This is a genomic window from Streptomyces sp. NPDC042638, from assembly GCF_040647235.1.
Lineage (GTDB): Bacteria > Actinomycetota > Actinomycetes > Streptomycetales > Streptomycetaceae > Streptomyces > Streptomyces rameus.
Map to the genome: position 1 here is coordinate 1 of NZ_JBEZBT010000058.1, position 26,656 is coordinate 26,656.

A 26,656-nucleotide genomic window follows, 5' to 3' on the forward strand; every position below is an offset into this window, starting at 1 on the left:
GTCGGCCGCACCATGAGCCGCGACCACGGCTGGTGCCCGGAGGTCATAGCCCGCAGGCGCCGTGGCCGAGTTCCCGTCGGTGGGGGGAACTCGGCCACGGCGCCCTGGGGTTGTCCGCGCGCGTGGCCGGTCAGCGGCCGGCGCCCCCGTCGGCGTTGGGGCCGGCGTAGTCCTCGCCGTAGGCGCCCTTGGCGGGGCGTCGGCGGCGCATGGGCGGTTCGACGCCGTCGGCGAGGCGGCGGGCGGTCAGCAGGAAGCCGGTGTGGCCGATCATGCGGTGGTCGGGGCGGACGGCCAGGCCCTCGATGTGCCAGTTCCGGATCATGGTCTCCCAGGCGGTCGGCTCGTTGAAGCAGCCGATCTCCCGGATGGACTCGACGGTCCGGGCGAGCTGGGTGGTGGTGGCGACGTAGCAGCACAGGATGCCGCCGGGGACGAGCGCCTTGGAGACGGCCTCCAGGCACTCCCAGGGGGCGAGCATGTCGAGGATGACGCGGTCGACGTCGGTGTCGGACAGGTTGTCCTGGAGGTCGCCCACGGTGAGCTGCCAGGCGGGGTGCGGGCCGCCGAAGTAGCGCTCCACGTTCGCTTGCGCGATCTCCGCGAAGTCCTCGCGGCGCTCGTAGGAGTGCAGCATGCCCTGGTCGCCGATGGCCCGCAGCAGGAAGCTGCTGAGCGAGCCGGAGCCGACGCCGGCTTCCACGACGCGGGCGCCGGGGAAGATGTCGGCGAAGGCGAGGATCTGCCCCGCGTCCTTGGGGTAGACGACTGCTGCCCCGCGGGGCATGGACAGGACGTAGTCGGGGAGCAGGGGGCGCAGCGCGAGGTAGGCGACGTTGCCGGTGGTGCGGACAACGCTGCCCTCGGGAGCGCCGATCAGTTCGTCGTGCGGGAAGGAACCCTTGTGGGTGTGGAAGTTCTTCCCGGCTTCGAGCGTGAACGTGTAGTGGCGACCCTTGGGGTCGGTCAGCTGTACCTGGTCCCCGACCTTGAAGGGCCCGCGCCTGCGGGCGGCACCGGTCGGTTCGGACATGTGAACAGACTACCGGTTGTCCGCCGGGGGCTTCGCCAGTGGCCGGGGCGGCTCAGGCCGGCCGTGCCATCGCCTTGACGAAGGCGCGTTCGACGTCGGCCGCCGACAGGACGCCGTAGATCTCGCCGGTCTCCTCGACGACCAGGTACTCGGTGGCCGGTGTGGCCCGCAGGACGTCCAGGAGTTCTTCTCCGGCCAGCTCGGCGGAGACGCGCATGCCGTCGGTCAGGTCCTGGGCGAGGCCGCTGACGGCGACCCAGGGGCGGCGGTGCTCGGGTACGCCGACGATGGCGGCCTCGCGGACGAGGGAGAGCGGGTTGCCGTCGGTGTCGACCACGACGAGGGCGCGGGCGCCGGCGGCGTTGGCGCGGCGCAGCGCCTCGGAGAGGGGGGTGTTGTTCTCGACCGGCACGGCGCGCCGGGTGAGGGTGCGGGCGCGGAGTTCCGGGAGGTGTTCGCGCAGCCGGGCCATGCGCAGGCTGTTGCCGGCACCGGTCCAGATGATCGCGGCGAGGATGGCCGCGAGCAGGGCGTCGGTGACGGTGTCCATGCCGCCCATGTCCTCACCGCCGCCGCCGAAGGCGCCGGAGGAGTTGAGCAGGGGCAGGCCGATCAGGACGGAGACGGCGAGGGCGCGGCCGACCCAGGCGGCGGCGACGGTGCCGCTCATCGGTTTGCCGGTGAGTTTCCAGACGACGGCGCGGAGCATGCGGCCGCCGTCGAGGGGGAGGCCGGGAAGGAGGTTGAAGATCGCCACGATGAGGTTGGAGACCATCAGCCCGGCCAGCAGGACGCCTGGGACGGTGCCGGGCTCGACGGGTTTCATGGCGAGGTAGAACAGGCCGGCCAGGACGAGGGAGAGCAGGGGGCCGACGAAGGCGAGGACGAACTCGCGGCCGGGGGTCTCGGCCTCCTTCTCGATCTCCGAGACGCCGCCGAAGAACTGCAGCTGGATGCGGCGGACCGGGAGCTTGAAGCGGATCGCGGCGACCGTGTGGGCCAGCTCGTGGACCAGGACGGAGGCGTAGAAGGCGACCGCGAAGAAGAGGGAGACCAGGTAGCGGGCGGCGCCCAGCTCGGGCAGCACGCGGTCGAGCTGGCCGCCGAAGACCCAGGTGATCAGGGCGGCGACGAGGAACCAGCTGGGCGCGACGTAGACGGGGACGCCGAAGGGGCGGCCCATGAGGATGCCGCCGCCGGGTTCCTTGGGGCGCGGCCCGGGCGGCCGGCCCTTGGCGATACCGGAGTGCGCGAGGGAACGGTGGTCGGGGTCGGCACCGGGGGTCCGGTGGTCCGGTCCGGCCGGGCCGGGGGCGCTGGGCGGTGTGCCGGTGCCCGGTGTGCGGGCCGCGTCGGTCGTGCCGTCCCCGGCAGTACGGCTGCCCGTCCCGGCTCCGCTGTCCCTGCCGGACGTGCGGTCACCGTCGCGTGCGCCGGGGGCGCCGGATGCGCCCGACGTGCCCGACGCGTCGGGTGTGCCGGGCGTGCCCTCGTCGTCGGGGGTGCGGGGGGTGCCGGCCGGGTGCGGCGTCCGGGGCGGTGTCGCGGGGTCCGTCTCCCCCGCTGGGGTCTCCCCCGCCAGGGTCTCCCCGGCCGGGTCCGGGCCGTCGTCCCCGGCCGGGTCCGCGGCCTCGTTCCCGGCTCGGTCCGTGGGGGCGGCGGGCCGCCGGCCGGGGGCCGTGGGTTCGGACTCGGGGCCGGTGTGGTCGGTCGCCGGGGCCGTAGGGTCCGCGGAGGGCCCGGCCGGCTCGTCGTCGCCCGACCGCGGCTGCCCGCTCCCGCCGCTCACGTCCACGGTGTCCCCTCGTTCGAAGCGTCTTCCGCACCTGCCGGACGGAAGGGTCTCTGGTCGATGGTATGCGGCCGTGGTGGCGCGTTCCGCCCCGGCACCCCTTGTGTTTGCCCCGAGGACGCACGGGTGACGCGGGCGGCGACGGGGTCACTGTCAGTGGTGGGCCGTAAGGTCTGTGGACATGGACAGCAGCATCGACGAGGCGGGGGCCCTCCCGGGCGGCGCGGACGGCGCGGCGGCCGGCCCGGCGGCGGCCGGCACCTCACCGGCCCCGGACGGCGGCCCCGTGGCGAGCGCCGGCCCCGTGGCCTGCGGGGGTGCGGAGGAAAGCGTGGCCGGTCAGCGGGCCGCTGCCGCGCCGACCTCGTTGTCGCCCTCCCGCGCCAGTGACTTCATGCAGTGTCCGCTGCTGTACCGGTTCCGGGTGATCGACCGGCTGCCGGAGAAGCCGAGCGAGGCGGCCACGCGGGGCACGCTGGTGCACGCCGTGCTGGAGCGGCTGTTCGACGCGCCCGCCGTGGAGCGGACCGCGCCGCGGGCGAAGGCGTTGATTCCGGGGCAGTGGGACCGGCTGCGGGAGAGCCGTCCGGAGGTGACCGAGCTGTTCGCCGACGACCCGGAGGGGGAGCGGCTGGCCGGGTGGCTCGGGGAGGCCGAGCGGCTCGTCGAACGCTGGTTCACGCTGGAGGACCCGACGCGGCTGGAGCCGGCCGAGCGGGAGCTGTTCGTGGAGGCGGAGCTGGAGTCGGGGCTGCGGCTGCGCGGGATCATCGACCGGGTGGACGTGGCGCCGACCGGTGAGGTGCGGATCGTCGACTACAAGACGGGCAAGGCGCCGCGCCCGGAGTACGCGGAGGGCGCGCTGTTCCAGATGAAGTTCTACGCCCTGGTCGTCTGGCGGCTGAAGCGGGTCGTGCCGCGCCGGCTGCAGCTGGTCTATCTCGGCAGCGGGGATGTGCTGACGTACGACCCCGTCCTCGCGGATCTGGAGCGGGTGGAGCGCAAGCTGCACGCGCTGTGGGAGGCGATCAGGCAGGCCACGGAGACCGGGCACTGGCGGCCCCGGCCGACCAGGTTGTGCGGCTGGTGCGACCACCAGGCGCACTGCCCGGAGTTCGGCGGCACTCCCCCGCCCTACCCGCTGCCGGTCGGGTCGCCCGGGTCCGGGACGGTGTGAGGCGCGAGACCGGCGCAGGGCAGAATGGGGCCGGACTAGCGAAGGAGTGTCACGTGGCCATCCGCGTCCTACTGGTCGACGACCAGCCCCTGCTGCGTACCGGTTTCCGGATGATCCTGGAGGCCGAGCAGGATCTCGCGGTCGTCGGCGAGGCCGGTGACGGCCTGCAGGCCCTCGACCAGGTGCGCGCACTGCAGCCGGATGTGGTGCTGATGGACATCCGGATGCCGCGGATGGACGGTGTGGAGGCGACCCGGCAGATCACCGGGCCGGGGCGGGACGGTCCGGCGAAGGTGCTGGTGCTGACCACGTTCGACCTGGACGAGTATGTGGTGGAGGCGCTGCGCGCCGGGGCGAGCGGTTTCCTGCTCAAGGACGCGCCCGCCAACGAGCTGGTGCAGGCGATCCGGGTGGTGGCGGCCGGAGAGGCCCTGCTCGCGCCGAGCATCACGCGGCGCCTGCTGGACAAGTACGCCACGCATCTGCCGTCCGGCGAGGAGCCGGTGCCGGACACCCTGCACACGCTCACCGACCGTGAGGTGGAGGTGCTGAAGCTGGTGGCGCGCGGGCTGTCCAACGCCGAGATCGCGGCGGATCTGTTCGTCAGCGAGACGACGGTGAAGACGCATGTGGGACATGTGCTCACCAAGCTGGGGCTCAGGGACCGGGTGCAGGCGGCCGTCTACGCGTACGAGAGCGGTCTGGTGCGTCCCGGCGCGCAGTAGCCGGCGGGGCGGGTACGACGGCAAGGGCGCCCGTCCGTGGAGGACGGGCGCCCTTGCCGTACCCGGTGTCAGCTCTTGCTGAGTTCCCAGAACCGGAACACGGTGGAGGCGTCCAGGCAGTACTCCAGGCCGTACACGCCGTCGCGGACGACCGCGTACTGCTTGGCCTGCCAGACGGGCAGGACGGGAAGTTCGTCGGCGACGATGTCCTGGATCCTGCCGAAGTCCTTGTCGGTCGCGGAGCGGTCGCTCTGCGCGGCGGTGCCGGGGATGAGGGTTTTGGTGATCGTGCGGTTGCCGTAGTTGTTGTCCAGCACGTTGCCCTTGCCGAAGAAGGGGGCCGTGAAGTTGTCGGCGTCCGGGTAGTCGGGCACCCAGCCCTTCACGTAGACGCCGTACTTGCCGGCGGCGATGTCCTTCTCGTACTGGTCGAAGGGGATGGACTTGACGTCGGCGTCGAACAGGCCGCTGGCGTTGAGCTGTCCGGCGATGGCCTTCAGCTCCTCGTCGGTGGCGGGGCCGTAACGGGACGGCGTGGACCACAGGGTGAGCTTGACCTTGCCGGTGACGCCGTCGGCGCGCAGTGCCGCGGCGGCCTTGGCCTGGGAGGGGCGGGCGCCGTACGTGTCGAAGAAGGCGGTGTTGTGGCCCGCGACGCCCGCCGGGATGATCGAGTACAGGGGGGTGGCGGTGCCCTGGTACACGTTCTGGATCAGGGCGTCGCGGTCGATGAGGTAGGCGATGGCCTTGCGGACGCCGAGTCTGCCGGCCACCGGGTCCTTCATGTTGAAGACCAGGTGCTGGACCTCGGCGCTGGTGCCCTCGATGACGTCGACGCCCTTGCTGTCGTCCTGCTGGTCGAGCTGGGCGATGTCGGTCGCGGTCAGACCCCGGTAGGCGATGTCGATGTCGCCGTCGAGGAGGGACTGCTTGAGGGCGGTGCGGTCGCCGTGGAAGAACTTCAGGGTGACCCCGGAGTTCCTGACCTTGGCGGTGCCCTTGTAGTTGCCGTTGACGGAGAAGACGGCCTGGTCCTGGTCGAAGGAGTCCAGCTGGTAGGGACCTGAGCCGACGGCCTTGTGGTCGGTGCGCAGGCCGTTCGCGTCGTACTGGCGGTGGTCCACGATGGAGCCGGCGCCGGAGGCGATCTTGCTGGGGAAGGTGGCGTCGGGCACCTTGAGGTGGAAGACGGCCGTCCTGGCGTCCGGTGTCTCGACCTTGTCGAGCATCGGGAACATGATCGCGGGACCGGCGGGGTCGGCGATCTTGAGCATGCGGTCGAAGGAGAACTTCACGTCCGCGGAGGTGAGGTCGTCACCGTTGCTGAACTTCAGGCCGTCCTTCAGTTCGCACTTGTAGACCATGGCCCGGGTGTCGGTGAAGCGGCACTGCTTCGCCAGTTCGGGCTGGGGTTCGGTCGCGCCCTTGGGGAAGCCGAGCAGCGACTGGAAGACGTTGTTGAACAACAGCCAGGAGCCGGGGTCGTAGCCGGATGCCGGGTCCGTGGCGAGGACGTCGTCGGACATCCCCATCACCACGGACGAGCCGGTGCCCCCGGAGCTCCCGGTCTCGGATCCGCAGCCGGTCAACAGGCCGGAGGCCAGCCCCGCCACGATGGGCAGGACTGGCCACTGGTTGCGCATGTTCACTCGAAGTGCCTTGTCGTCGGTTCGTCAGCCCGGGGCCGCCGTCCCTGGTCCCCGGGCCCCGGGGCCGTGTCGTGCTCGGCCCCGGGTGGAGAGCCGTCAGCCGCTCACACCGCGGCCGAGCTCCCACAGCTGAAGCGTCGAGGAGGAGTTGAGGGCGTAGGCCACGCCCGTGATGTCGTCCCGTGCGGCGACGTACTGCTTGCCCTGCCACAGCGGCAGGACCGGGACGTCCTCGGCGACGGTGTCCTGGATCTCGGTCAGGCTCTTGGACGCGCTGAGCCGGTCCGCCTCGCGGCGGGACTGCGGGATCAGCGAACGCTGGATGGTGCTGTTGTTGTACGGCGAGCCGAGGAAGTTGTCCTTGTCGAGGAAGGGCGCGATGAAGTTGTCGGCGTCCGGGAAGTCGGGGAACCAGCCCATGCCGTAGACGTCGTACGCGCCCTTCTGCTCGGCGGGCCGGAAGGCCGACCAGGGGTGGCCCTGGATGGAGGCGTCGAACAGGCCGCTGTCGTTGAGCTGCTTCTGCAGCACCTCGAACTCCTGCTTGGTGGCCGACCCGTAGTGGTCGGTGGTGTAGTGCAGGGTCAGCTTCACGGGGGTGGTGATGCCGGCCTTGGTGAGCAGGGACTTGGCCTTGTCGACGCTGGGGTTGCCGTACTTGTTGAAGAACGAGTTGGAGTGGCCGGTGATGGTGGCCGGGACCAGCGAGTACAGCGGCTCCGCCTCGGTGCCGTAGACCTTGGAGACCAGCTCGCCGCGGTTGACGAGCTGGGCCATGGCCTGGCGTACGGCCTTGGACTTGACGGACGACGCGTTGGTGTTGAAGGCCAGGTAGCGGATTTCCAGGCCCGGCATGTCCACCAGGTCGACGTTCTGGTCGCTGCCGGCGTCCAGCTTCTGGATCTGGGCGGGCGACATGGTGCGGGTCATGACGTCGATGTCACCCTTCTCGACGGCGCTGCCCATGGCGTCGGCGTCGGCGAAGGCGCGCAGTTCGACCTTGTCGTTGTTCACCGTCACGCTGCCCTTGTAGGCGGGGTTCTTGGTGAACGTGGCGCTGACGATGGCGTCGTTCTTGACCTCGGCGCTGAAGGTGTAGGGGCCGGAGCCGTCCACGTCGAAGCCGTCGCGGAGCTTGTCCTTCTGGTAGTCCTTCGGGTTGACGATGCCCGCTACCGGGGTGGACAGCTTGTACGGGAAGGTGGCGTCGGCGGTCTTCAGGTGGAAGACGACCTCGCTGTCGCCCTGCGTCTCGATGGTGTCGATGGTGTTCAGCAGGGCGGCGACACCGCTGTCGGCGTTGATGCGCAGGGCACGCTCGATGGAGTACTTGACGTCCTGGGCGGTCACCGGGTCGCCGCTCGCGAACTTCAGGCCCTCGCGCAGCTTGCAGGCGTAGCGCTCGCTGCCGCTGTCGGTGAAGGAGCAGCTCTCGGCGGCGTCCGGGACGGGGGTGCCTTCGCCACGGGGCTGCGCCATCAGGGTCTGCACGGACTGGCGCAGGATGTTCCAGGTGCCGACGTCGTAGGCGTAGGCGGGGTCGAGGGGCGCCGGGGCTTCCTTGGTGGCCGTGAACCGGTCCGTCGTACCGACGACGATGGCGTCACCGCTCTTGCTCCCGCTGCCGGATCCGCCGCACGCGGCGAGGACCGGGGTGAGCAGGCCGGCCACCGCCGGCAGCACCAAAGTCTTGCGGTTCATGCGGGAGTTTCTCCAGAGCTGTTCGGGTCCCTGTATCCGGCATGCATGGGTGGTGCGGCGGATCGCGGGGTTCTCGGCGATGTTCTCGCGATGAGATTAGTCCGCGCCCGCAGGGGGTCTCACAGCCGCGTGAGTTGACTTGCCATCACGCAGTGGAACCGGTCGCGGACGCACCGAAAACCCGACAGCGGCAGGATTAGTGCAGCATCCCACCAATCGGGACACAAGGTCGCACGGAGCCCTGCCGATCGGGGCCGATCAGCACACTCGAACCACCTTGTCGACCCCCTGAGGCGTGGGGAACGTCACACCTCCAACTGTGCGACGGGTCAGCAGTATTCGGCCTCCCGGTGCGCGCCCAATTCCCCTGGCGTGCGCTTCCCCGGAAATATGTCCAGCGCGGTCGATGCCCAGTGCACTCGCCCCGGCTCTTCGGGCCGGGGAGACACCCGGTGACCGGCTAGCGCATTTCCGTCATCAGGCCCCGCAGGAATGCCAGGTCGACCTCCTCCAGGGAGGAGACGACGGTGCGTCCCTCGGCCGGGCCGATGGGGGCGACGGAGGGTACGGCGATCACGCGGCAGCCCGCGGCCTCGGCGGCGGCGACGCCGGTCACGGTGTCCTCGACCACGGCACACCTGGCCGGATCCGCGCCGAGTCCCGCGGCGGCGAGGAGGTAGGGGTCCGGGAAGGGCTTGGTGCGGGAGACCTCGTCGCCGGCGATGGAGAGGGCGAAGTGGTGCGGGCCCAGCACGGTCAGTACGCGGTCGATGATGCGCCGGTGGGAGGCGGAGACCAGGGCGGTCGGGATCTCGTACTCGTGCAGTTCGGCGAGGAGCCGGGCGGCACCCGGCATCAGCGGCAGGGTCCGGCCGATCCGGTCCTCGAACCCTTCGTTGAGCAGCACGGTGAGTTCGGCGAGGCTGATGTCGGCGCCGGTCGCCTCGATGAGGAAGCCGGCGCTGCGGGTCATGGGGCCGCCGACCACGACATGGCGCCAGGTCGCGTCCAGGGTGTGCCCGAGCGAGGCGAAGACGTCCACCTCGACGTCCCACCAGAAGCCTTCGGTGTCGACCAGGGTGCCGTCCATGTCGAGGAGCACCGCCTGCAGGGCGGAGCCTTCGGCCGTGCGGGTTCCGAGCGCGGGGACCGTACTGGTCACGGGCGCACCTCCTTGAGGGACGACCAGGCCGGCTCCCGAGGGGGAACCGGCCTGCGGTGGACCGACCAGTGTACGACTTATCCGATCAGTGTGCCGAGTGAGACACGCGTCACCGTGCGTTGAAGTACTTCGCTTCGGGGTGGTGGATCACGATGGCGTCGGTGGACTGTTCGGGGTGGAGCTGGAACTCCTCGGAGAGGTGGACGCCGATCCGTTCGGGCCGGAGCAGTTCGGCGATCTTGGCGCGGTCCTCCAGGTCGGGGCAGGCGCCGTAGCCGAGGGAGAAGCGGGCGCCCCGGTACTTCAGGGCGAACATGTCCTCGATGTCGGCGGGGTCCTCGCCGCCGAAGCCGAGTTCGGCGCGGACGCGGGCGTGCCAGTACTCGGCCAGCGCCTCGGCCAGCTGCACGGACAGGCCGTGCAGTTCGAGGTAGTCGCGGTAGGCGTTGGCCTCGAACAGCTTGGCCGTCTCCTCGCCGATGCGTGAGCCGACGGTGACGACCTGGAAACCGACCACGTCCGTCTCGCCGGATTCCTCGGGGCGGAAGAAGTCGGCGAGGCAGAGCCGCCGGCCGCGGCGCTGGCGGGGGAAGGTGAACCGGGTGCGCTCGTTGCCCTGCTCGTCCAGGATGATCAGGTCGTCGTCCTTGGAGACGCAAGGGAAGTAGCCGTAGACGACGGCCGCTTCCAGCAGGTTCTCGGTCTGCAGGCGGTCGAGCAGGCCGCGCAGCCGGGGGCGGCCCTCGGTCTCGGCCAGCTCCTCGTAGGTCGGTCCGCTGCCGGTGCGGGCCTGCTTGAGCCCCCACTGGCCCTTGAACAGGGCGCCCTCGTCCAGCCAGCTCGCGTACTCCTTGAGCTGGATGCCCTTGATGACGCGGGTGCCCTGGAAGGGCGGGGCGGGCACCGGGTTGTCGGTGGCGACGTCGGAGCGGACATGCCCCTCCTGCGGGCGCTCCTCGGCCTCGGCGGCGGCGCTCGCGCGGACCCGGCGCTGCCTGAGTTCGGGCAGCCGGACCCCCGGTACTCCCCGCTTGACACCGATCAGGGCGTCCATCAGGCGCAGGCCCTCGAAGGCGTCGCGGGCGTAGCGGACCTCGCCCTCGTAGATCTCGTGCAGGTCCTGCTCGACGTAGGCGCGGGTCAGCGCGGCGCCGCCGAGGATGACGGGGAAGCGGGCGGCCAGTCCGCGCTGGTTCAGCTCCTGCAGGTTCTCCTTCATGATCACCGTGGACTTCACCAGCAGCCCGGACATGCCGATCACGTCGGCCCGGTGCTCCTCGGCGGCCTCCAGGATCGCCGAGACCGGCTGCTTGATGCCCAGGTTGACCACGTGGTAGCCGTTGTTCGACAAGATGATGTCCACGAGGTTCTTGCCGATGTCATGGACGTCGCCGCGCACCGTGGCCAGGACGATGGTGCCCTTGCCCTCGGCGTCCGACTTCTCCATGTGGGGCTCGAGGTAGGCGACGGCCGTCTTCATCACCTCGGCGGACTGCAGGACGAACGGCAGCTGCATCTGCCCCGAACCGAACAGCTCCCCGACGACCTTCATGCCGTCCAGCAGGGTGTCGTTGACGATGTCCAGGGCAGGACGCTCCGCCAGAGCGGCGTCCAGGTCCGCCTCCAGACCGTTCTTCTCACCGTCGATGATCCGCCGCTTCAGCCGCTCCTCCAGCGGCAGCGCCGCCAGCTCCTCGGCCTTGCCCGCCTTCAGCGACTTCGCCGTCGCTCCCTCGAACAGCTGCATGAGCTTTTGCAGCGGGTCGTAGCCCTCACGGCGGCGGTCGTAGATCAGATCCAGCGCCGTCGCCACCTCCTCCTCACTGAACCGGGCGATCGGCAGGATCTTGCTCGCGTGCACGATCGCCGAGTCCAGACCCGCCTTGACACACTCGTCCAGGAAGACGGAGTTCAACAGGATGCGGGCGGCCGGGTTCAGACCGAAGGAGATGTTCGACAGGCCCAGCGTGGTCTGCACGGCCGGATGCCGCCGCTTCAGCTCACGGATCGCCTCGATGGTGGCGACACCGTCCCCACGGGACTCCTCCTGACCCGTGCAGATCGTGAACGTGAGCGTGTCGACGAGGATGTCCTCCTCACGGATGCCCCAGTTCCCCGTCAGGTCGGCGATCAGCCGCTCCGCGATCGCCACCTTCTTCTCCGGGGTACGGGCCTGCCCCTCCTCGTCGATGGTCAGCGCGATCAGAGCCGCGCCGTGCTCCCGGGCCAGCCCCGTGACCTTCGCGAACCGCGACTCCGGACCGTCACCGTCCTCATAGTTCACCGAGTTGATCACCGCCCGGCCGCCGAGCTTCTCCAGACCCGCCCGGATGACGTCGACCTCCGTGGAGTCCAGCACGACCGGCAGGGTGGAGGCGGTGGCGAAACGCCCGGCCAGCTCCTCCATGTCCGCCACACCGTCCCGGCCGACGTAGTCGACACACAGGTCGAGCAGGTGGGCGCCCTCACGGATCTGCTCCCGCGCCAGCTCCACACAGTCGTCCCAGCGGCCCTCCAGCATGGCCTCACGGAACTTCTTCGAACCATTGGCGTTCGTCCGCTCACCGATCGCCAGATAGGAGGTGTCCTGCCGGAAGGACACCGACTGGTACAACGAGGCCGCACCCGGCTCGGGCCGCGGGTCACGCACCGGCGGAACAACCCCCCGGACCCGCTCCACGACCTGCCGCAGATGCTCCGGAGTCGTACCGCAGCAGCCACCGACGAGCGACAGCCCGTACTCCCGCACGAACGTCTCCTGCGCATCGGCCAGCTCCGCCGCGCTCAACGGATAGTGCGCGCCGTCCCTGCCGAGGACCGGCAGGCCCGCGTTCGGCATGCACGACAACGGAATCCGCGCGTTACGGGCCAGGTAACGCAGATGCTCACTCATCTCCGCCGGCCCGGTCGCACAGTTCAGACCGATCATGTCGATACCCAGCGGCTCCAGCGCCGTCAGCGCCGCCCCGATCTCCGAACCCAGCAGCATCGTCCCCGTCGTCTCCACGGTCACCGACACGATCACCGGCACATCCAGACCCAGGGCGTCCAGGCCACGCCGGGCACCCAGCACCGCCGCCTTGGTCTGCAGCAGATCCTGCGTCGTCTCCACCAGCAGAGCGTCCGCACCCCCGGTGACCAGACCCTCCGCATTGCGCTGATAGGCGTCACGGAGAGTGGTGTAGGGGGCGTGGCCGAGGGTGGGCAGCTTGGTGCCGGGGCCGATGGAGCCGAGGACCCAGCGGGCGCGGCCGTCCTTCGCGGTGAACTCGTCGGCGACCTCGCGGGCGATGCGGGCGCCCGCCTCCGACAGCTCGTGGACGCGCTCGGGGATGTCGTACTCGCCGAGCGCGGAGTGGTTGGCCCCGAAGGTGTTGGTCTCGACGCAGTCGACGCCCACGGCGTAGTACGCCTCGTGGACGGAACGGACGATGTCGGGGCGGGTGAGGTTCAGGATCTCGTTGCAGCCCTCGAGGTTCTGGAAGTCCTCGAGAGTGGGCTCCTGGGCCTGGAGCATCGTGCCCATGGCTCCGTCGGCGACCACCACACGGGTGGCGAGCGCCTCACGGAGCGCGGACACACGGGTCCGGCTGTCGACGGAAGGGGACGTTGGCGACGAGGCCATGTAGGGGCTCCCTGGGATGCGACGGCTGTCGGCTATGCGGCTTCCCTGACAGGCGCGGGTGCCGCACGGCGCCAGAGTAACCGGGAGTCGGCTTGGATGGGCACCGGCGTCCACGGGGCGGACGCGTATGGCTCTGATGCGACGCGCGGCGGACGTGTGATGTAACAGGTGCCGACCGACCATTAGCGGGAGGTCGACATGGACCGGTAGTGTTCGACATTGCCGAACGGTGGCTGTGCCGTGGGCGGTCGAAGGGGACGGAGGCAGGACGGCGATGGCACGGAACATCCAGTCGCTCGAACGGGCGGCGGCGATGCTGCGGCTGCTCGCGGGCGGCGAGCGGCGGCTCGGCCTCTCGGACATCGCCTCGTCACTCGGCCTCGCCAAGGGCACCGCCCACGGCATTCTGCGCACCCTCCAGCAGGAGGGCTTCGTGGAGCAGGACGACGCCTCGGGCCGCTACCAGCTGGGCGCGGAGCTGCTGCGCCTGGGCACCACCTACCTCGACGTGCACGAGCTGCGGGCGCGGGCCCTGGTGTGGACCGACGACCTGGCCCGCTCCAGCGGGGAGAGCGTGCACCTGGGCGTGCTGCACCAGCAGGGCGTCCTGATCGTGCACCACGTCTTCCGGCCCGACGACAGCCGGCAGGTGCTGGAGATCGGGGCCATGCAGCCGCTGCACTCCACGGCGCTGGGCAAGGTGCTGTCGGCTTACGACCCGGTGGCGCACAGTGAGGCGCTGGAAGCCGACCGCAACCCCTTCACCGACCGCACGGTGTGCGATCCCGCCGACTTCGAGCACCTCCTCGACCTCACGCGCGCGCGTGGCTACGCGGCCGACGTGGAGGAGACCTGGGAGGGCGTGGCGTCGATCGCCGCACCGATCCACGACCGGCGCCGGATGCCGGTGGGCGCGGTCGGCATCACCGGGGCCGTGGAGCGGCTGTGCCGGGAGGGCGAGCTGCGCCCGGAGCTGATCGCGGCGGTGCGGGACTGCGCCCGCGCGGTCTCCCGGGACCTGGGCGCCGGGCGGTTCTGAGCGGCGCCGGCCGGGGCGCGCTGACGGCCCCGGGGCCGGGACGGCCCGGACAGCGGGAACAGCCGGACCAGCGGGAACAGCCGGAACGACCGGGATTGCCGGGCGGCGTTCCGGCTGTCGATCTACCCTGAAGTGGACAAACCGGCCCAGGTCGTACGTCCGCACACGAAGGCCGATAACCCGCAGCGATCAATAACGATCCTGTTTTCGATAACAGAACTCTTGACTCACGCGTAAGGCCGAAGCAAGACTCCCGTCCATCGGTCGGCATTGTCGAACACCTATCGGTAATACGCGCTAGAGTGTGGCAGTGCCAGGGCCGGTATCGCTCTCACCCCGAGAGCGCCAGAACCTCCGGAGGGACCCGGGGTTCGGCTACCCCTGGACGAAGGACAAAGGAGTCGCGGGTGTCCAGCTCCGACATCTTCATCGGCGAGACCATCGGTACCGCCATACTCATCCTGCTCGGTGGCGGCGTCTGCGCCGCCGTCACGCTGAAGGCCTCCAAGGCCCGTAACGCCGGCTGGCTCGCCATCGCCTTCGGGTGGGGCTTCGCCGTGCTGACGGCCGTGTACATCTCCGGGCCGCTGTCCGGCGCGCACCTCAACCCGGCCGTCACCGTCGCCCTGGCCATCAAGGACGGCGACTGGGGCAACGTTCCGGTCTACTTCGCCGGCCAGCTGCTCGGCGCGATGATCGGCGCGGCTCTGGTGTGGGTCACCTACTACGGCCAGTTCCACGCGCACCTGACGGACAAGGAGATCGTCGGCGGTCCGGGTGCGCAGGCCACCTCGGCCAAGGCCGTCGAGGCCCAGGAGAAGGGCGCCGGCCCGGTCCTCGGCATCTTCTCCACCGGTCCGGAGATCCGGAACGCGGTGCAGAACCTCGCCACGGAGATCATCGGCACGGTCGTACTGATCCTCGCCGTCCTCACCCAGGGCCTGAACGACAAGGGCAACGGCCTCGGCGTCCTCGGCGGTCTGATCACCGCCCTCGTGGTGGTGTCGATCGGCCTCTCGCTCGGCGGCCCGACGGGCTACGCGATCAACCCGGCCCGCGACCTGGGCCCGCGCATCGTGCACGCCCTGCTGCCGCTGCCCAACAAGGGCGGTTCCGACTGGAGCTACGCCTGGATCCCGGTCGTCGGTCCGCTGATCGGCGGCGCGATCGCCGCAGGCATCTACAACGCCGCCTTCGCTTAAAGCAGCGACACACACGCACCGAGTCTTTAAGCACGCGCCGTGCGTACAGCCCCATCACCACGGACCTCTCAGGAGCACACAGTGACCGACGCCCACACCGCAGGCCCCTTCATCGCCGCGATCGACCAGGGCACGACCTCCTCGCGCTGCATCGTCTTCGACAAGGACGGCCGGATCGTCGCCGTCGACCAGAAGGAGCACGAGCAGATCTTCCCGAAGCCGGGCTGGGTCGAGCACAACGCCAACGAGATCTGGACCAACGTCCAGGAAGTCGTCGCCGGGGCCATCCAGAAGGCCGGCATCACCCGCGACGACATCAAGGCCATCGGCATCACCAACCAGCGCGAGACCACCGTGCTGTGGGACAAGAACACCGGCGAGCCCGTCCACAACGCCATCGTCTGGCAGGACACCCGCACCGACGCCCTCTGCCGTGAGCTGGGCCGCAACGTCGGACAGGACCGCTTCCGCCGCGAGACCGGTCTGCCGCTGGCCTCCTACTTCGCCGGGCCCAAGGCCCGCTGGCTGCTCGACAACGTCGAGGGCCTCAAGGAGCGCGCCGAGAACGGCGACATCCTCTTCGGCACCATGGACAGCTGGGTCATCTGGAACCTGACCGGCGGTGTCAACGGCGGCAAGCACGTCACCGACGTCACCAACGCCTCGCGCACCATGCTGATGAACCTGCACACCATGGCGTGGGACCCGAAGATCGCCGAGTCCATCGGGGTCCCGCTGGCGATGCTGCCGGAGATCCGCTCCTCCGCCGAGGTCTACGGCGAGATCACCGGCGGCAAGCTCGGCGACCTGCTCGGCGGCATCCCGGTCGCCTCCGCGCTCGGCGACCAGCAGGCGGCCCTGTTCGGCCAGACCTGTTTCTCCGAGGGCGAGACCAAGTCCACCTACGGCACCGGCACCTTCATGGTGATGAACACCGGTGAGAAGATCATCAACTCCTACGCCGGTCTGCTGACCACCGTCGGCTACAAGATCGGCGAGCAGCCGACGGTCTTCGCCCTGGAGGGCTCGATCGCCGTCACCGGCTCGCTGGTGCAGTGGATGCGCGACCAGATGGGCCTGATCTCCACCGCCGCCGAGATCGAGACGCTCGCGCTCTCGGTCGAGGACAACGGCGGCGCCTACTTCGTACCGGCCTTCTCCGGCCTGTTCGCCCCGCACTGGCGCTCCGACGCCCGCGGTGTGATCGCCGGCCTGACCCGGTACGTGACCAAGGCGCACCTCGCCCGCGCCGTGCTGGAGGCCACCGCCTGGCAGACGCGGGAGATCGCCGACGCCATGGTCAAGGACTCCGGCGACGAGCTGGTGGCCTTGAAGGTCGACGGCGGCATGACCTCCAACAACCTGCTGATGCAGACCCTCGCCGACGTGCTGGACGCACCCGTGGTGCGCCCGATGGTCGCCGAGACCACCTGCCTCGGCGCCGCCTACGCCGCCGGCCTCGCCGTCGGCTTCTGGTCCAGCACCGACGAACTGCGCGCCAACTGGCGCCGGGCCGCCGAATGGACCCCCCAGATGGACGCGGACACCCGCGACCGTGAGTACAAGAACTGGCTCAAGGCCGTAGAGCGGACCATGGGCTGGCTCGAAGACGAGAGCTGAGCGGCCCGCACGCCGGCTCAGACAGCTCTGACGAGGAGTAAGTACCCGACATGACCAGTCAGTCCACCCTGCAGTCCGTGCCTGCCCTGGGGACGCACCCGGCCTTCGGCTCGAACCCGAGCCGGGCCGAGACCAGGGAGCAGCTCTCCAAGGCGTCGTACGACCTTCTGGTGATCGGCGGTGGCATCCTGGGCATCTCCACCGCCTGGCACGCCGCGCAGTCCGGCCTGAGGGTGGCCCTGGTCGACGCCGGCGACTTCGCCGGTGCCACCTCCTCCGCCTCCTCCAAGCTGCTCCACGGCGGTCTGCGCTACCTGCAGACCGGCGCGGTGAAGCTGGTGGCGGAGAACCACTTCGAGCGCCGTGCGGTCTCCCGCCAGGTGGCCCCCCACCTGGCGAACCCGCTCACCTTCTACCTCCCCGTGTACAAGGGCGGGCCGCACGGCGCGGCGAAGCTCGGCGCGGGCGTCTTCGCCTACTCCGCGCTCTCCGCGTTCGGTGACGGCGTCGGCCACCTGCTCTCCCCCGCCAAGGCGGCGCAGGACGTGCCCGAGCTGCGCACCGAGAACCTCAAGGCCGTGGCCGTGTACGGCGACGACCAGATGAACGACGCGCGCATGGCGCTGATGACGGTCCGCGCGGCCGTCGAGGCGGGCGCGGTCGTCCTCAACCACGCCGAGGTCACCGGCCTGCGCTTCACCAGGGGCCGGGTCACCGGTGCGGAGCTGAAGGACCGTACGTCCGGCGACGAGTTCGGGGTCGACGCCCGTCTCGTGCTGAACGCGACCGGCCCCTGGGTCGACCACCTGCGCCGGATGGAGGACCCGAACGCGGCGCCGTCCATCCGCCTGTCCAAGGGTGCGCACCTGGTGCTGAAGCGCACCTCCCCGTGGAAGGCCGCGCTGGCCACCCCGATCGACAAGTACCGCATCACCTTCGCCCTCCCGTGGGAGGACATGCTGCTGCTGGGCACCACCGACGAGGAGTACGAGGGCGACCCGGCGGACGTGTCCGTCACCGACAAGGACATAGCCCAGATCCTGGACGAGGCCGCGTTCTCCGTCCGGGACCAGCAGCTCCAGAAGGACCTCATCACCTACGCCTTCGCCGGCCTGCGGGTCCTGCCGGGCGGCCCGGGCGACACTGCCAAGGCCAAGCGCGAGACCGTGGTGACCGAGGGCAAGGGCGGCATGCTGTCCATCGCCGGCGGCAAGTGGACGACGTTCCGGCACATCGGCCGGACCATCATGAAGAAGCTGGAGGCGCTGCCGGGCCACCCGCTCGGCGACGACTTCGAGCCGATCTCCTCGCTGCCGAAGAAGCTGCCGCTGCCCGGTGTCGCCAACCCGCGCGCGGTCGCCCACCGCCTCCTGGTGGACAACCCGGCGCCCGGCCCGCGCATGGCCGCCGACACCGCCAGGCACCTGGCCACCCACTACGGCTCCCTGGCCTTCGACATCGCCCGCCTGGCGAACGAGAACCCGGAGCTGGCCGGGCGCGTCCACCCCGACGCCCCCGAGATCTGGGCGCAGGTCGTCTGGGCCCGTGACCACGAGTGGGCCGAGACGCAGGACGACGTGCTGCGCCGCCGGACCACGCTGACCATCCGCGGCCTGGCCACGGACGAGGTCCGGGCCAAGGTCCAGGACCTGCTCGACAAGAAGTAGGGGCGACCGGCGCAGGGGCGGTTCCGCACAGCCGGAGCCGCCCCTGCCGCGTGCCCTGCCCACACCGGGGTGTCCGGCGGTGAGGAACGGGGCAGTGATCCGTTCACTCCCCCGTGCAAGGGGGCTGCGGGCGCCCCCGCCGGACGCCGTAAGGTTGGTGAGTCAAGCGAGGGCACGTCGGAAGGAGGCACTGGGTGATCGAGCTGGAGGGGGTTCCCGAGCTGATCGACCCAGTCATGGTGGCCGCGTTCGAGGGCTGGAACGATGCCGGCGACGCCGCCTCCGCGGCGGTCGCGCATCTGGAACGCGAGTGGAAGGGCGAGGTGTTCGCGGCGCTGGACGCCGAGGACTACTACGACTTCCAGGTGAACCGCCCCACGGTGTTCATGGACGGCGGTGTGCGCAAGATCACCTGGCCCACGACCCGGCTGTCGGTGGTCCGTGTCGGCGGCGAGAAGCCGCGCGACCTGGTGCTGGTCCGCGGCATCGAGCCGTCCATGCGGTGGCGCTCGTTCTGCAACGAGCTGCTCGGCTTCGCGCACGAGCTGGGCGTGGAACTGGTGGTCATCCTGGGCGCCCTGCTCGGTGACACCCCGCACACGCGCCCGGTCCCGGTCAGCGGGGTCACGTCCGACCCGGACCTGGCCCAGCGCATGGACCTGGAGGAGACCAAGTACGAGGGCCCGACGGGCATCGTCGGCGTCCTGCAGGAGGCGTGCACGCACGCGGGTGTCCCGGCGGTGTCACTGTGGGCGGCCGTGCCGCACTACGTCTCCCAGCCGCCGAACCCGAAGGCCACCCTGGCGCTGCTGAACCGCCTGGAGGACCTGCTGGACCTGCGTGTCCCGCAGGGTGAGCTGCCCGAGGACGCACGGGCCTGGCAGGTGGGCGTGGACCAGCTGGCCGCGGAGGACAGCGAGGTCGCGGAGTACGTGCAGACGCTGGAGGAGGCCCGGGACACCGCCGAGCTGCCGGAGGCGTCCGGTGAGGCGATCGCCCGCGAGTTCGAGCGGTACCTGCGGCGCCGGGACGTCAGCCCTCCCCCTCCGGGCGGCCACGCGACGGCGGACGGCGGGGACGGCGGGTCGTACCTGCGGGACAGTCCCGGTGGGAAGAGCCGGCCGCCGAGGCCACCGAAGCCGGACGCCTCCGGCGGTCCCGAGGGCCAGGCCGAGGAAGAGGACGGCTCGGAGGACTGAGGGCATGCGGAAGGGGCGCTTCCCACGGGGGAAGCGCCCCTTCCGCGTGGTGCCGACGCGCCGCGGGGGTGCCGCGGCGGGCCGGCCTCGCCACTCCCGGCGGCGCCCCGCGTCCCTCAGGGGGCGCTCGCGTCTCAGAGGGCGCTCGGGTCTCAGAGGGCGCTCGCGTCTCAGAGGGCGCTCGGGTCTCAGAGGGCGCTCGCGTCTCGGAGGACGCTCAGAGAGCCACTCCCAGCAGCGCGTCCACCGCACGCGTCACCAGGCCCGGCGCGCCGGTGTCGGTGCCGCCCTCCCGCTCCTGGCGGGCCGCCCAGCGGTCGACGGCGGCGAGCGCGGCGGGAGCGTCCAGGTCGTTCGCCAGGGCCTCGCGGATCTCCTCCACGAGCGCGTCGGCGGACGGGCCGTCGGGCCGGGAGACGGCCGCACGCCAGCGGCCGAGGCGGTCGACGGCGTCCTGGAGGACCTGGTCGGTCCACTCCCAGTCGGCGCGGTAGTGATGGGCCAGCAGGGACAACCGGACGGCGGCCGGGTCGACGCCGTCACGGCGCAGCCGCGAGACGAACACCAGGTTGCCCTTGGACTTGGACATCTTCTCGCCGTCCAGGGCGACCATGCCGGCGTGCACGTACGCCTTGGCCATGGGGAACTCGCCGGTGAGCACCTGGGCGTGCGAGGCGCCCATCTCGTGGTGCGGGAAGGCGAGGTCGGAGCCGCCGCCCTGGACGTCGAAGCCCATGCCGAGGTGGTCCAGGGCGATGGCCACGCACTCGATGTGCCAGCCGGGGCGGCCCCGGCCGAGCGAGCCGCCGTCCCAGCTGGGCTCGCCCTCGCGGGCCGCCATCCACAGCATCGGGTCCAGCGGGTTCTTCTTGCCCGGGCGGTCCGGGTCGCCGCCGCGTTCGGCGGACAGCAGCCGCATGGCGGCGGCGTCCAGGTTCGACACCTTGCCGAAGTTCGGGTCGGCCCCGACGGAGAAGTAGGTGTCGCCTTCCAGCTCGTAGGCCGCGCCGAGTTCGCGCAGCCGCTCCACGAGCGGCACGATGCCGGGTATCGCCTCGACGGCGCCTATGTAGTGCTTCGGGGGGAGCATCCGCAGGGCGGTCATGTCCTCGCGGAACAGCGCCGTCTCCTGCTCGGCGAGAGCGACCCAGTCGACGCCGTCCCGGTCCGCGCGCACCAGCAGCGGATCGTCGACGTCGGTGACGTTCTGGACGTAGTGAACCTGCCGCTTGGTGTCGAGCCACACGCGCTGAACCAGGTCGAACGCGTTGTAGGTCGCCGCGTGACCCATGTGGGTCGCGTCGTACGGCGTGATGCCGCAGACGTAGATACGGGCGACGGGACCGGGGGCGACGGTGACCAGGCCGCCGGTCGCGGTGTCGTGGATCCTCAGGTCGCGGCCCTGACCAGGCAGGGCGGGGACCTCGGAAGCGGGCCAGGCATGCATGTACATGAGCCTAACCGGCGCCGGGCCCCGGATACGAACGGGATCGGGCCGGATGACCGGTCCGGCGCTCTTGCGGACGGGCGCCGGCTGTGCTCATACGGGGGGCCAGGGGATGGCGGGCCACTCGCCCTGGGGTTCCGGGTGCACGCCCGAGGCGAGCAACGCGTCCACACGCGCGCGCGTGGCGTCGGTCTCGGCCGCCGTGATCAGCCCGGCCAGCCGCTCGCCCAGTCGCCCGTCCAGGCCGTCCCGCAGCCGCTTGAGCACGTCGACGTGCTCCGGCGCGAGGGGTTCGCCGGCCCAGCCCCACAGCAGCGTGCGCAGCTTGTTGTCGACGTTGAAGGTGACACCGTGGTCGATGCCGTAGAGCCGGCCGTCGGCGGTGGGCATGAGATGGCCGCCCTTGCGGTCGGCGTTGTTGATCACCGCGTCCAGGACGGCGAGCCGGCGCAGCCGCTCGTCGTCGGCGTGCACCAGCAGCGCGGTGCGGCCCTCGCCGACCTCGGCGAACCCGATCGCCTTCCAGCCCGGCTCCGGCTCCTCGCCGTCGACCAGGGCGAGCAGTTCGGCCTCGGCGTGGACGTCGATCCAGAGCTGGCACATGCCCTCGCCGTACGGGCCGTCGCGCAGCACGGTCGGCGGCACGAGCCCCCAGCCGGTGGCCTCGGAGACCTCGTAGGCGGCCACCTCACGGGCCGCGAGGGTGCCGTCGGGGAAGTCCCACAGGGGGCGCTCCCCGGCCACCGGCTTGTACACGCAGGAGGCTTTCCGGCCGTCGAGGGCGACCGTGCAGAACAGCGCCGCGTTGGACGCCTCCCGGATCCGGCCGCGCACGGTCAGCTCACCCCGCGCCAGCAGCTCGACGGGGTCGGGATCGGCCGTCACGCTCCGCGGCGGTATCCGTTCTGGCGCGGACATACGTGTCCTTCCGGATCGAGCGGGAGGCTGCACAGCGGGCACGGCGGCCGCCCGGCGTTGACGACGTCGAGGGCGCGCTTGGCGAAGGCCCGGGCCTGCGCGCCCGTCAGCCGGACCCGCAGCATCGGGGGCCCGTTCTCCTCGTCCTGGAGCAGGCGCTCCTCGGCCTCGGCGAGGTCCTCGTCGGTGTCGGCGTCCAGCTCGACCAGGGCCTGCGCCTCGACGATCATGCGCTGGTCCTCGCCGTCCCAGGCCAGGGCCATGGTGCCGACGCGGAACTCCTCCTCGACGGGGGTGGCGAGCGGGGCGGTGTCGGCGACCTCGGTGGGCGCCATGGCGGGGACGGCCGCGCTGCCGCCGCTACGCCGTACGACCTCGTCGAGCAGTTCGTCCATGCGCTCGGCGAGTGCGGCGACCTGGGTCTTCTCCAGGACCACGCTGGTCACCCGGGGGCCCGCGACGGCCTGGAGGAAGAAGGTACGGCGCCCGGGCAGTCCGACCGTGCCGGCCACGAAGCGGTCCGGCTGGTCGTAGAGGAACACCTGACGGGACACGTCCTGTCTCCATTGATTTCGTGATTTCAGGGGTTACAGCGGTGCGGGCCCTGCGGGAAAGCGACGGGGTGGGTCGCTTCACCCTACTGCGGCCGACGATCACGGTGCGCCCGCACCGCCCCCGACCGGTGCGTCGCTCTCACTGGGTTCCTCAGGCGGGGCCAGCGAAGCGAAATCGCCGGTGTCGCCGAGGCGGACGAGGAACGGCCTGAGGCGGGTGTAGCGGATCGCGGTGACGGAGCACGGCTCCACGGAGATCCGCTGGAAGAGGTCGAGGTGGAGGCCGAGGGCCTCGGCGACGAGGGACTTGATGATGTCGCCGTGGGAGCACATGAGGTAGACGGCGTCGGCGCCGTGATCGCGCTCCACGCGCGCGTTCCACTCGCGCACCGCCTCGGCGGCGCGGGTCTGCATGGCCCGCATGGACTCGCCGCCGGGGAAGGCGGCGGCGGACGGGTGGGTCTGGACGACCTCCATCAGCGGCTCGTCCTTCAGCTCGGCGAGCTTGCGGCCGGACCAGTCGCCGTAGTCGCACTCCTCGATCCGCTCCTCGGTGTGCGAGCGCAGACCGGGGCGGGCCTCCAGCAGCGGCTGTACGGTCTCGCGGCAGCGCTGGAGCGGGCTGGTGACGACCTCGCAGACCGGCAGACCGGCGAGCCGTCCGGGCAGCGCGGCGGCCTGCGCGGCGCCGCGCTCGTCCAGGGAGACGCCTGGCGTCCGTCCGGCGAGGAGGGCGGAGGTGTTGGCGGTGGAACGTCCGTGCCTTACGAGGATCAGCGTGGGCATGCGGCAAGGGTAGGCGTACACCGCTGTGTGGTGGCGGGCGAGCGAAGGGAGAATGCGCAGCGTGATCGTGGACTGCGCCATCTACCGGCACGGACACCGTGCCGAGGGGCCTGAGGACCTGTCCGACGCGCTGGCCGAGGCACGGGCGGCGGGCGGCTTTGTGTGGATCGGGTTGTACGAGCCGTCCGAGCGGGAGTTCGACCTGGTCACGCAGGAGTTCGGGCTGCACCCGCTGGCCGTGGAGGACGCGCTCAACGCGCATCAGCGGCCCAAACTGGAGGTGTACGACGACTCGCTGTTCATGGTGCTGAAACCGGTGGTGTACGAGCCCGAGAGCGACACGGTCTCGGCCGGCGAGGTGATGGTCTTCGTCGGCGACAGTTTCGTGGTGACCGTCCGTCATGGGGAGGGTTCGCCGCTGGCGGCCGTGCGGCACCGGCTGGAGGAGGAGCCGGAGCTGCTCGACAAGGGCCCCACCTCCGTGCTGTACGCCATCGCCGACGCGACCGTCGACCACTATCTGGAGGTGGCGACGGAGCTGCAGACGGACCTGGACGAGCTGGAGGCGGAGGTGTTCCGGCCGGACGTCGGCGGTTCGCGCAACACCGCGTCCCGGATCTACACCTTCAAGCGGCAGGTCCTGGAGTTCCGCCGGGCCACCGGACCGCTGACGCTGCCCATGTCCCGGCTGGCAGGCAGCGCTCCGCTCGGCACCACGGTGCCCTTCGTGCACGACAAGGCGCGGCCCTTCTTCCGGGACGTCAGCGACCACCTCACACGTGTGAACGAGTCCGTGGAGGCCCTGGACCGGCTGGTGTCGGACATCCTGTCGGCGCATCTGGCGCAGATGAGCGTCCGGCAGAACGACGACATGCGGAAGATCTCCGCGTGGGCGGCGATGGCCGCGGTCCCCACGATGATCGCGGGCATCTACGGCATGAACTTCGACCACATGCCCGAGCTGCACTGGGTGTGGTCGTACCCGGCGGTGATCCTGCTGATGGCGGTGCTGGAGGTGCTGCTGCACCGGCTGTTCAAGCGGCGCGGCTGGCTGTGAGGGCGGCTCAGGCGTACTCGGAGGCGGGTGCCGGGGGGCCGCCGAGGGCGTCGCGGCCGGACGAGAGCGCCCGGGGGGCCCGGCACCTCTGGGACGCTGGTGTTCCGGGCCGACGGGATCAGAGCGCGGGTCCGCCCTGTGCCGGTACGGATGCGGGGCGCGCGGACGGCGTACGCGGCCTGCCTGTCCGGTGCGCGGCTCGTCGGCACAGGCCTGGCAGGAGGGCGTAGAAGCGGTCGGGAAGGAAGACGGCGTCCGCGACGATCATCGCGCCGGAGAAGAGGGGCAGCCCCATGAGCACCGCGATGCCGGCGTGCATGCCCAGCAGCATGAGCAGGACGGGGTACTTGAGCCTGCCGAAGAGCACGAACGGGAAGGCGACCTGCAGGAGCACCGTCAGGTAGCCGGCGACCGCGATCAGGACCGTGTGCCCGTCCACGAGGTGGGAGAGGGCGGGCCAGGGCCGGAAGAGTTCGAGGTTCAGCACGTAGTGGAGAGCGGTTCCGGCTCCCCAGGAAGCACCCTGGACCTTGTAGAGGCCGGCCGAGCCGTAGAGGAAACAGACTTGTGCCGCGATGACGAACATGCCGCAGTTGTGCACGACCGTGGTCAGCGTGGTGCGGGCCTCCTGGAGCGGCCGTGCGCGGTCGCCCCGCACCTCTCGCGGTCCGTCGCCTGCACCGGCGGCCTTCAGCCGGCGTCTGCGTGCGTCCAGGGACCAGCGTCGGCCGCACGCGGTGAGGACGAGGTAGAGAGACATCAGCTGGAGCAGGTTGTCGCCCCCGTCGGTCATGAAGATCGCTCGGCTGTGGAAGGAGGTCACCACGACGGCGAACAGGACGGACATGGCGCGGGTCCGCCAGCCCAGCAGGAACAGCGCGGACGTGACGAGGGCCAGCGCGTAGCAGAGCTCGAAGTAGACGCGGCTGTCGGACAGCGTCAGGATGCTGTGCCACCCCGTCTGGTCGAAAAGCTGCCGGGCCAGCGCGGGGGTCCACGGGGAGTCGGGCCCCCAGATCTCGTCACGGTGCGGGAATTCGCGCACCAGGAACGCCAGGTAGAGCAGGCCGTAGCCGATGCGCAGCACCGAGGCGCCGTACAGGGACACCGGCCTGCCGGTCGCGAGCTCCGTCACGGCGGCGATCCGGTCGCCGAACCACCGGGCGGCGGCGGACGCCGTCGCGTTCCCCGTCGGCCGGTGGCCAGCCGGGTCCGCGGGCGCGACGGGGGAGATCTGGTCACTTCCCATGTCGGGTCACCTTCCACCAGGGCAGGAGCCGGTTCTCAAGGGGCGCCGGCGAATGGCCGCCGGAGGCGGTGACGGGTCGCGTGACGACGCGGAGCTGGACGAAGTCGAAAGGGCCGCCGCCATGGGCGAAGACGCGGTCCGCGGCGATGTTGCCCAGGTACCTCTGCATCATCAAGGCGCGATCCGTGTGTGGCTTGTCGTCCCCTCCGTGGGAATCCACGTAAGAACTCCAGGCACGGCGCAACAGATTCTGCGCGGTGTGACTGGGGAACGGGTCGTGCCTGACCGCGGAATTGTCCACGGCGGTCAGGTCGAACCAGGAACTCACCCGGACCGTTCTGCCGGATTCGGTGTGTGCGGTTCTCACCAGAATCTGCCGGTTGACGGATTCGGGGTCCGGGGCAAAAAGTCGCCAATTTTGCTCGAAAAGGGGATACACCCACGCATTGACCAAGGGGCTGTATCTTTTGGAGACGGTGCTGGCGGGAGCCACGTGGAGAAACACCATCATGACGTGGAAGAGGGCCGTTGCCATGCACAGGGCCACGGCGGTGTGCACCCCCGCTCTCAGTGCACGGGAACCCTTCGATCGCCTGGCCGGCGTGGACACGCCGTCAGGAACTTCCTGCACGTCCGGCTGGGAACGGGCGTGTTGGAGTCCCCTCACGTCCGCTGATTCCATTCCGCTCGACACCGCCCACCCTGTCTTCTCATGTCAGCTGCTCGGTCCGGCTTGTCCCCGGGAGATTGCCGGCGCCCGGCGGATCCGATGAGGGTTCCGCCGCGCGCCGTCTACCGGTGAAACGGGCTCACCGCGTTCGCTGCCTAGCTCTCGATGTGCTTCAAGCCCTTGGTGTAACCGTCGGCGGCCTCGTGGCCGTCGGGGATGTCGGCGTAGCCGTAGTCCTCGTCGGAAGGCTTGCCCTGTTCCGGCTTACCGGGCCCGGCATCGTGTCCCGAGCCCGGCTGCCCGCCGTGCTCCGGCCCTTCGGGCTTGCTGCCGTGCTCCGGCCCTTCGGGCTTGCTGCCGTGCTCCGGCCCTTCGGGCTTGCTG

At 70.6% G+C, this 26,656-nt stretch carries 20 protein-coding genes and 1 pseudogene; 8 read left to right on the top strand and 13 right to left on the bottom strand.

The genetic code is table 11. From position 1 onward, the window contains the following. Nucleotides 1-130 precede the first annotated feature (130 nt). Together AB0B40_RS32070 and AB0B40_RS32075 are read right to left on the bottom strand one after the other, a co-directional pair. Complete coding sequence (locus tag AB0B40_RS32070) at nucleotides 131-1,033, bottom strand: tRNA (adenine-N1)-methyltransferase (protein ID WP_184971000.1); 903 nt, start codon at nucleotides 1,031-1,033, stop codon at nucleotides 131-133. Nucleotides 1,034-1,085: 52 nt separating this feature from the next. Then, nucleotides 1,086-2,828, bottom strand: a complete 1,743-nt coding sequence (locus tag AB0B40_RS32075; protein ID WP_362267016.1) for a site-2 protease family protein — start codon at nucleotides 2,826-2,828, stop codon at nucleotides 1,086-1,088. 172 nt (nucleotides 2,829-3,000) lie between these two features. On the opposite strand from AB0B40_RS32075, the gene AB0B40_RS32080 reads away from it, so the two are divergent. Both AB0B40_RS32080 and AB0B40_RS32085 read left to right on the top strand, forming a co-directional pair. Continuing rightward, nucleotides 3,001-4,002 (top strand): RecB family exonuclease, encoded by a 1,002-nt coding sequence (locus AB0B40_RS32080; protein WP_362267018.1) that lies wholly within the window; start codon nucleotides 3,001-3,003, stop codon nucleotides 4,000-4,002. A gap of 53 nt (nucleotides 4,003-4,055) precedes the next feature. After that, complete coding sequence (locus AB0B40_RS32085) at nucleotides 4,056-4,727, top strand: response regulator transcription factor (protein ID WP_161336042.1); 672 nt, start codon at nucleotides 4,056-4,058, stop codon at nucleotides 4,725-4,727. A gap of 68 nt (nucleotides 4,728-4,795) precedes the next feature. Here AB0B40_RS32085 and AB0B40_RS32090 read toward each other — a convergent pair whose 3' ends face one another. From AB0B40_RS32090 to metH, 4 genes are all read right to left on the bottom strand, one after another. Beyond that, nucleotides 4,796-6,376 carry an ABC transporter substrate-binding protein gene (locus AB0B40_RS32090; RefSeq protein ID WP_345049248.1) on the bottom strand — a complete coding sequence of 527 codons (1,581 nt, stop codon included), beginning with the start codon at nucleotides 6,374-6,376 and terminating at the stop codon, nucleotides 4,796-4,798. Between the two features lie 96 nt (nucleotides 6,377-6,472). Then, entirely contained in the window at nucleotides 6,473-8,077 is a 1,605-nt protein-coding gene (locus AB0B40_RS32095) for an ABC transporter substrate-binding protein (protein WP_362267021.1), read from the bottom strand. A 460-nt stretch (nucleotides 8,078-8,537) separates the two neighbouring features. Beyond that, nucleotides 8,538-9,239 carry an HAD family phosphatase gene (locus tag AB0B40_RS32100; RefSeq protein WP_362267023.1) on the bottom strand — a complete coding sequence of 234 codons (702 nt, stop codon included), beginning with the start codon at nucleotides 9,237-9,239 and terminating at the stop codon, nucleotides 8,538-8,540. A gap of 109 nt (nucleotides 9,240-9,348) precedes the next feature. After that, nucleotides 9,349-12,864 (bottom strand): methionine synthase, encoded by a 3,516-nt coding sequence (gene metH / locus AB0B40_RS32105; protein ID WP_362267025.1) that lies wholly within the window; start codon nucleotides 12,862-12,864, stop codon nucleotides 9,349-9,351. Between the two features lie 274 nt (nucleotides 12,865-13,138). Between metH and AB0B40_RS32110 the strand changes: the two genes are divergently transcribed. The 5 genes from AB0B40_RS32110 to AB0B40_RS32130 all read left to right on the top strand — a co-directional run bounded on the left by AB0B40_RS32110 (nucleotide 13,139) and on the right by AB0B40_RS32130 (nucleotide 19,591). Next, nucleotides 13,139-13,903 carry an IclR family transcriptional regulator gene (locus AB0B40_RS32110; protein ID WP_345049237.1) on the top strand — a complete coding sequence of 255 codons (765 nt, stop codon included), beginning with the start codon at nucleotides 13,139-13,141 and terminating at the stop codon, nucleotides 13,901-13,903. Nucleotides 13,904-14,310: 407 nt separating this feature from the next. After that, nucleotides 14,311-15,105, top strand: coding sequence for an MIP/aquaporin family protein (locus AB0B40_RS32115; RefSeq protein ID WP_345049234.1), 795 nt, complete (start codon nucleotides 14,311-14,313; stop codon nucleotides 15,103-15,105). Nucleotides 15,106-15,186: 81 nt separating this feature from the next. Further along, nucleotides 15,187-16,725, top strand: a complete 1,539-nt coding sequence (glpK, locus tag AB0B40_RS32120; RefSeq protein ID WP_345049232.1) for a glycerol kinase GlpK — start codon at nucleotides 15,187-15,189, stop codon at nucleotides 16,723-16,725. 50 nt (nucleotides 16,726-16,775) lie between these two features. Beyond that, nucleotides 16,776-18,392 (top strand): glycerol-3-phosphate dehydrogenase/oxidase, encoded by a 1,617-nt coding sequence (locus AB0B40_RS32125; protein WP_345049230.1) that lies wholly within the window; start codon nucleotides 16,776-16,778, stop codon nucleotides 18,390-18,392. A 194-nt stretch (nucleotides 18,393-18,586) separates the two neighbouring features. Continuing rightward, entirely contained in the window at nucleotides 18,587-19,591 is a 1,005-nt protein-coding gene (locus AB0B40_RS32130) for a PAC2 family protein (protein WP_345049228.1), read from the top strand. 217 nt (nucleotides 19,592-19,808) lie between these two features. Here the strand turns inward: AB0B40_RS32130 and mshC are convergent, their stop codons facing one another. The 4 genes from mshC to AB0B40_RS32150 all read right to left on the bottom strand — a co-directional run bounded on the left by mshC (nucleotide 19,809) and on the right by AB0B40_RS32150 (nucleotide 23,296). Then, nucleotides 19,809-21,038: a cysteine--1-D-myo-inosityl 2-amino-2-deoxy-alpha-D-glucopyranoside ligase gene (gene mshC, locus AB0B40_RS32135; protein ID WP_362267028.1), complete on the bottom strand. Its 1,230-nt coding sequence runs from the start codon at nucleotides 21,036-21,038 to the stop codon at nucleotides 19,809-19,811. A gap of 93 nt (nucleotides 21,039-21,131) precedes the next feature. Next, on the bottom strand, nucleotides 21,132-21,956 hold the full coding sequence (locus tag AB0B40_RS32140; RefSeq protein WP_362267030.1) for an SCO1664 family protein: 825 nt from the start codon (nucleotides 21,954-21,956) through the stop codon (nucleotides 21,132-21,134). Then, nucleotides 21,920-22,510, bottom strand: coding sequence for a DUF3090 domain-containing protein (locus tag AB0B40_RS32145; RefSeq protein WP_345049219.1), 591 nt, complete (start codon nucleotides 22,508-22,510; stop codon nucleotides 21,920-21,922). The genes AB0B40_RS32140 and AB0B40_RS32145 overlap by 37 nt, the downstream gene beginning before the upstream one ends. Nucleotides 22,511-22,609: 99 nt before the next feature. Further along, on the bottom strand, nucleotides 22,610-23,296 hold the full coding sequence (locus tag AB0B40_RS32150; RefSeq protein ID WP_345049217.1) for a histidine phosphatase family protein: 687 nt from the start codon (nucleotides 23,294-23,296) through the stop codon (nucleotides 22,610-22,612). Between the two features lie 61 nt (nucleotides 23,297-23,357). On the opposite strand from AB0B40_RS32150, the gene corA reads away from it, so the two are divergent. Then, a complete protein-coding gene (gene corA, locus AB0B40_RS32155; protein ID WP_345049215.1) occupies nucleotides 23,358-24,353 on the top strand; it encodes a magnesium/cobalt transporter CorA in 996 nt (331 codons plus the stop codon). Nucleotides 24,354-24,471: 118 nt separating this feature from the next. Here the strand turns inward: corA and AB0B40_RS32160 are convergent, their stop codons facing one another. The 3 genes and pseudogenes from AB0B40_RS32160 to AB0B40_RS32170 all read right to left on the bottom strand — a co-directional run. After that, nucleotides 24,472-25,602, bottom strand: a complete 1,131-nt coding sequence (locus AB0B40_RS32160; RefSeq protein WP_345049212.1) for an HTTM domain-containing protein — start codon at nucleotides 25,600-25,602, stop codon at nucleotides 24,472-24,474. Continuing rightward, nucleotides 25,592-26,161 carry a DUF5819 family protein gene (locus AB0B40_RS32165; protein WP_362267033.1) on the bottom strand — a complete coding sequence of 190 codons (570 nt, stop codon included), beginning with the start codon at nucleotides 26,159-26,161 and terminating at the stop codon, nucleotides 25,592-25,594. The genes AB0B40_RS32160 and AB0B40_RS32165 overlap by 11 nt, the downstream gene beginning before the upstream one ends. A gap of 266 nt (nucleotides 26,162-26,427) precedes the next feature. Beyond that, a pseudogene (locus AB0B40_RS32170) lies at nucleotides 26,428-26,656 on the bottom strand (hypothetical protein); the annotation flags it as partial.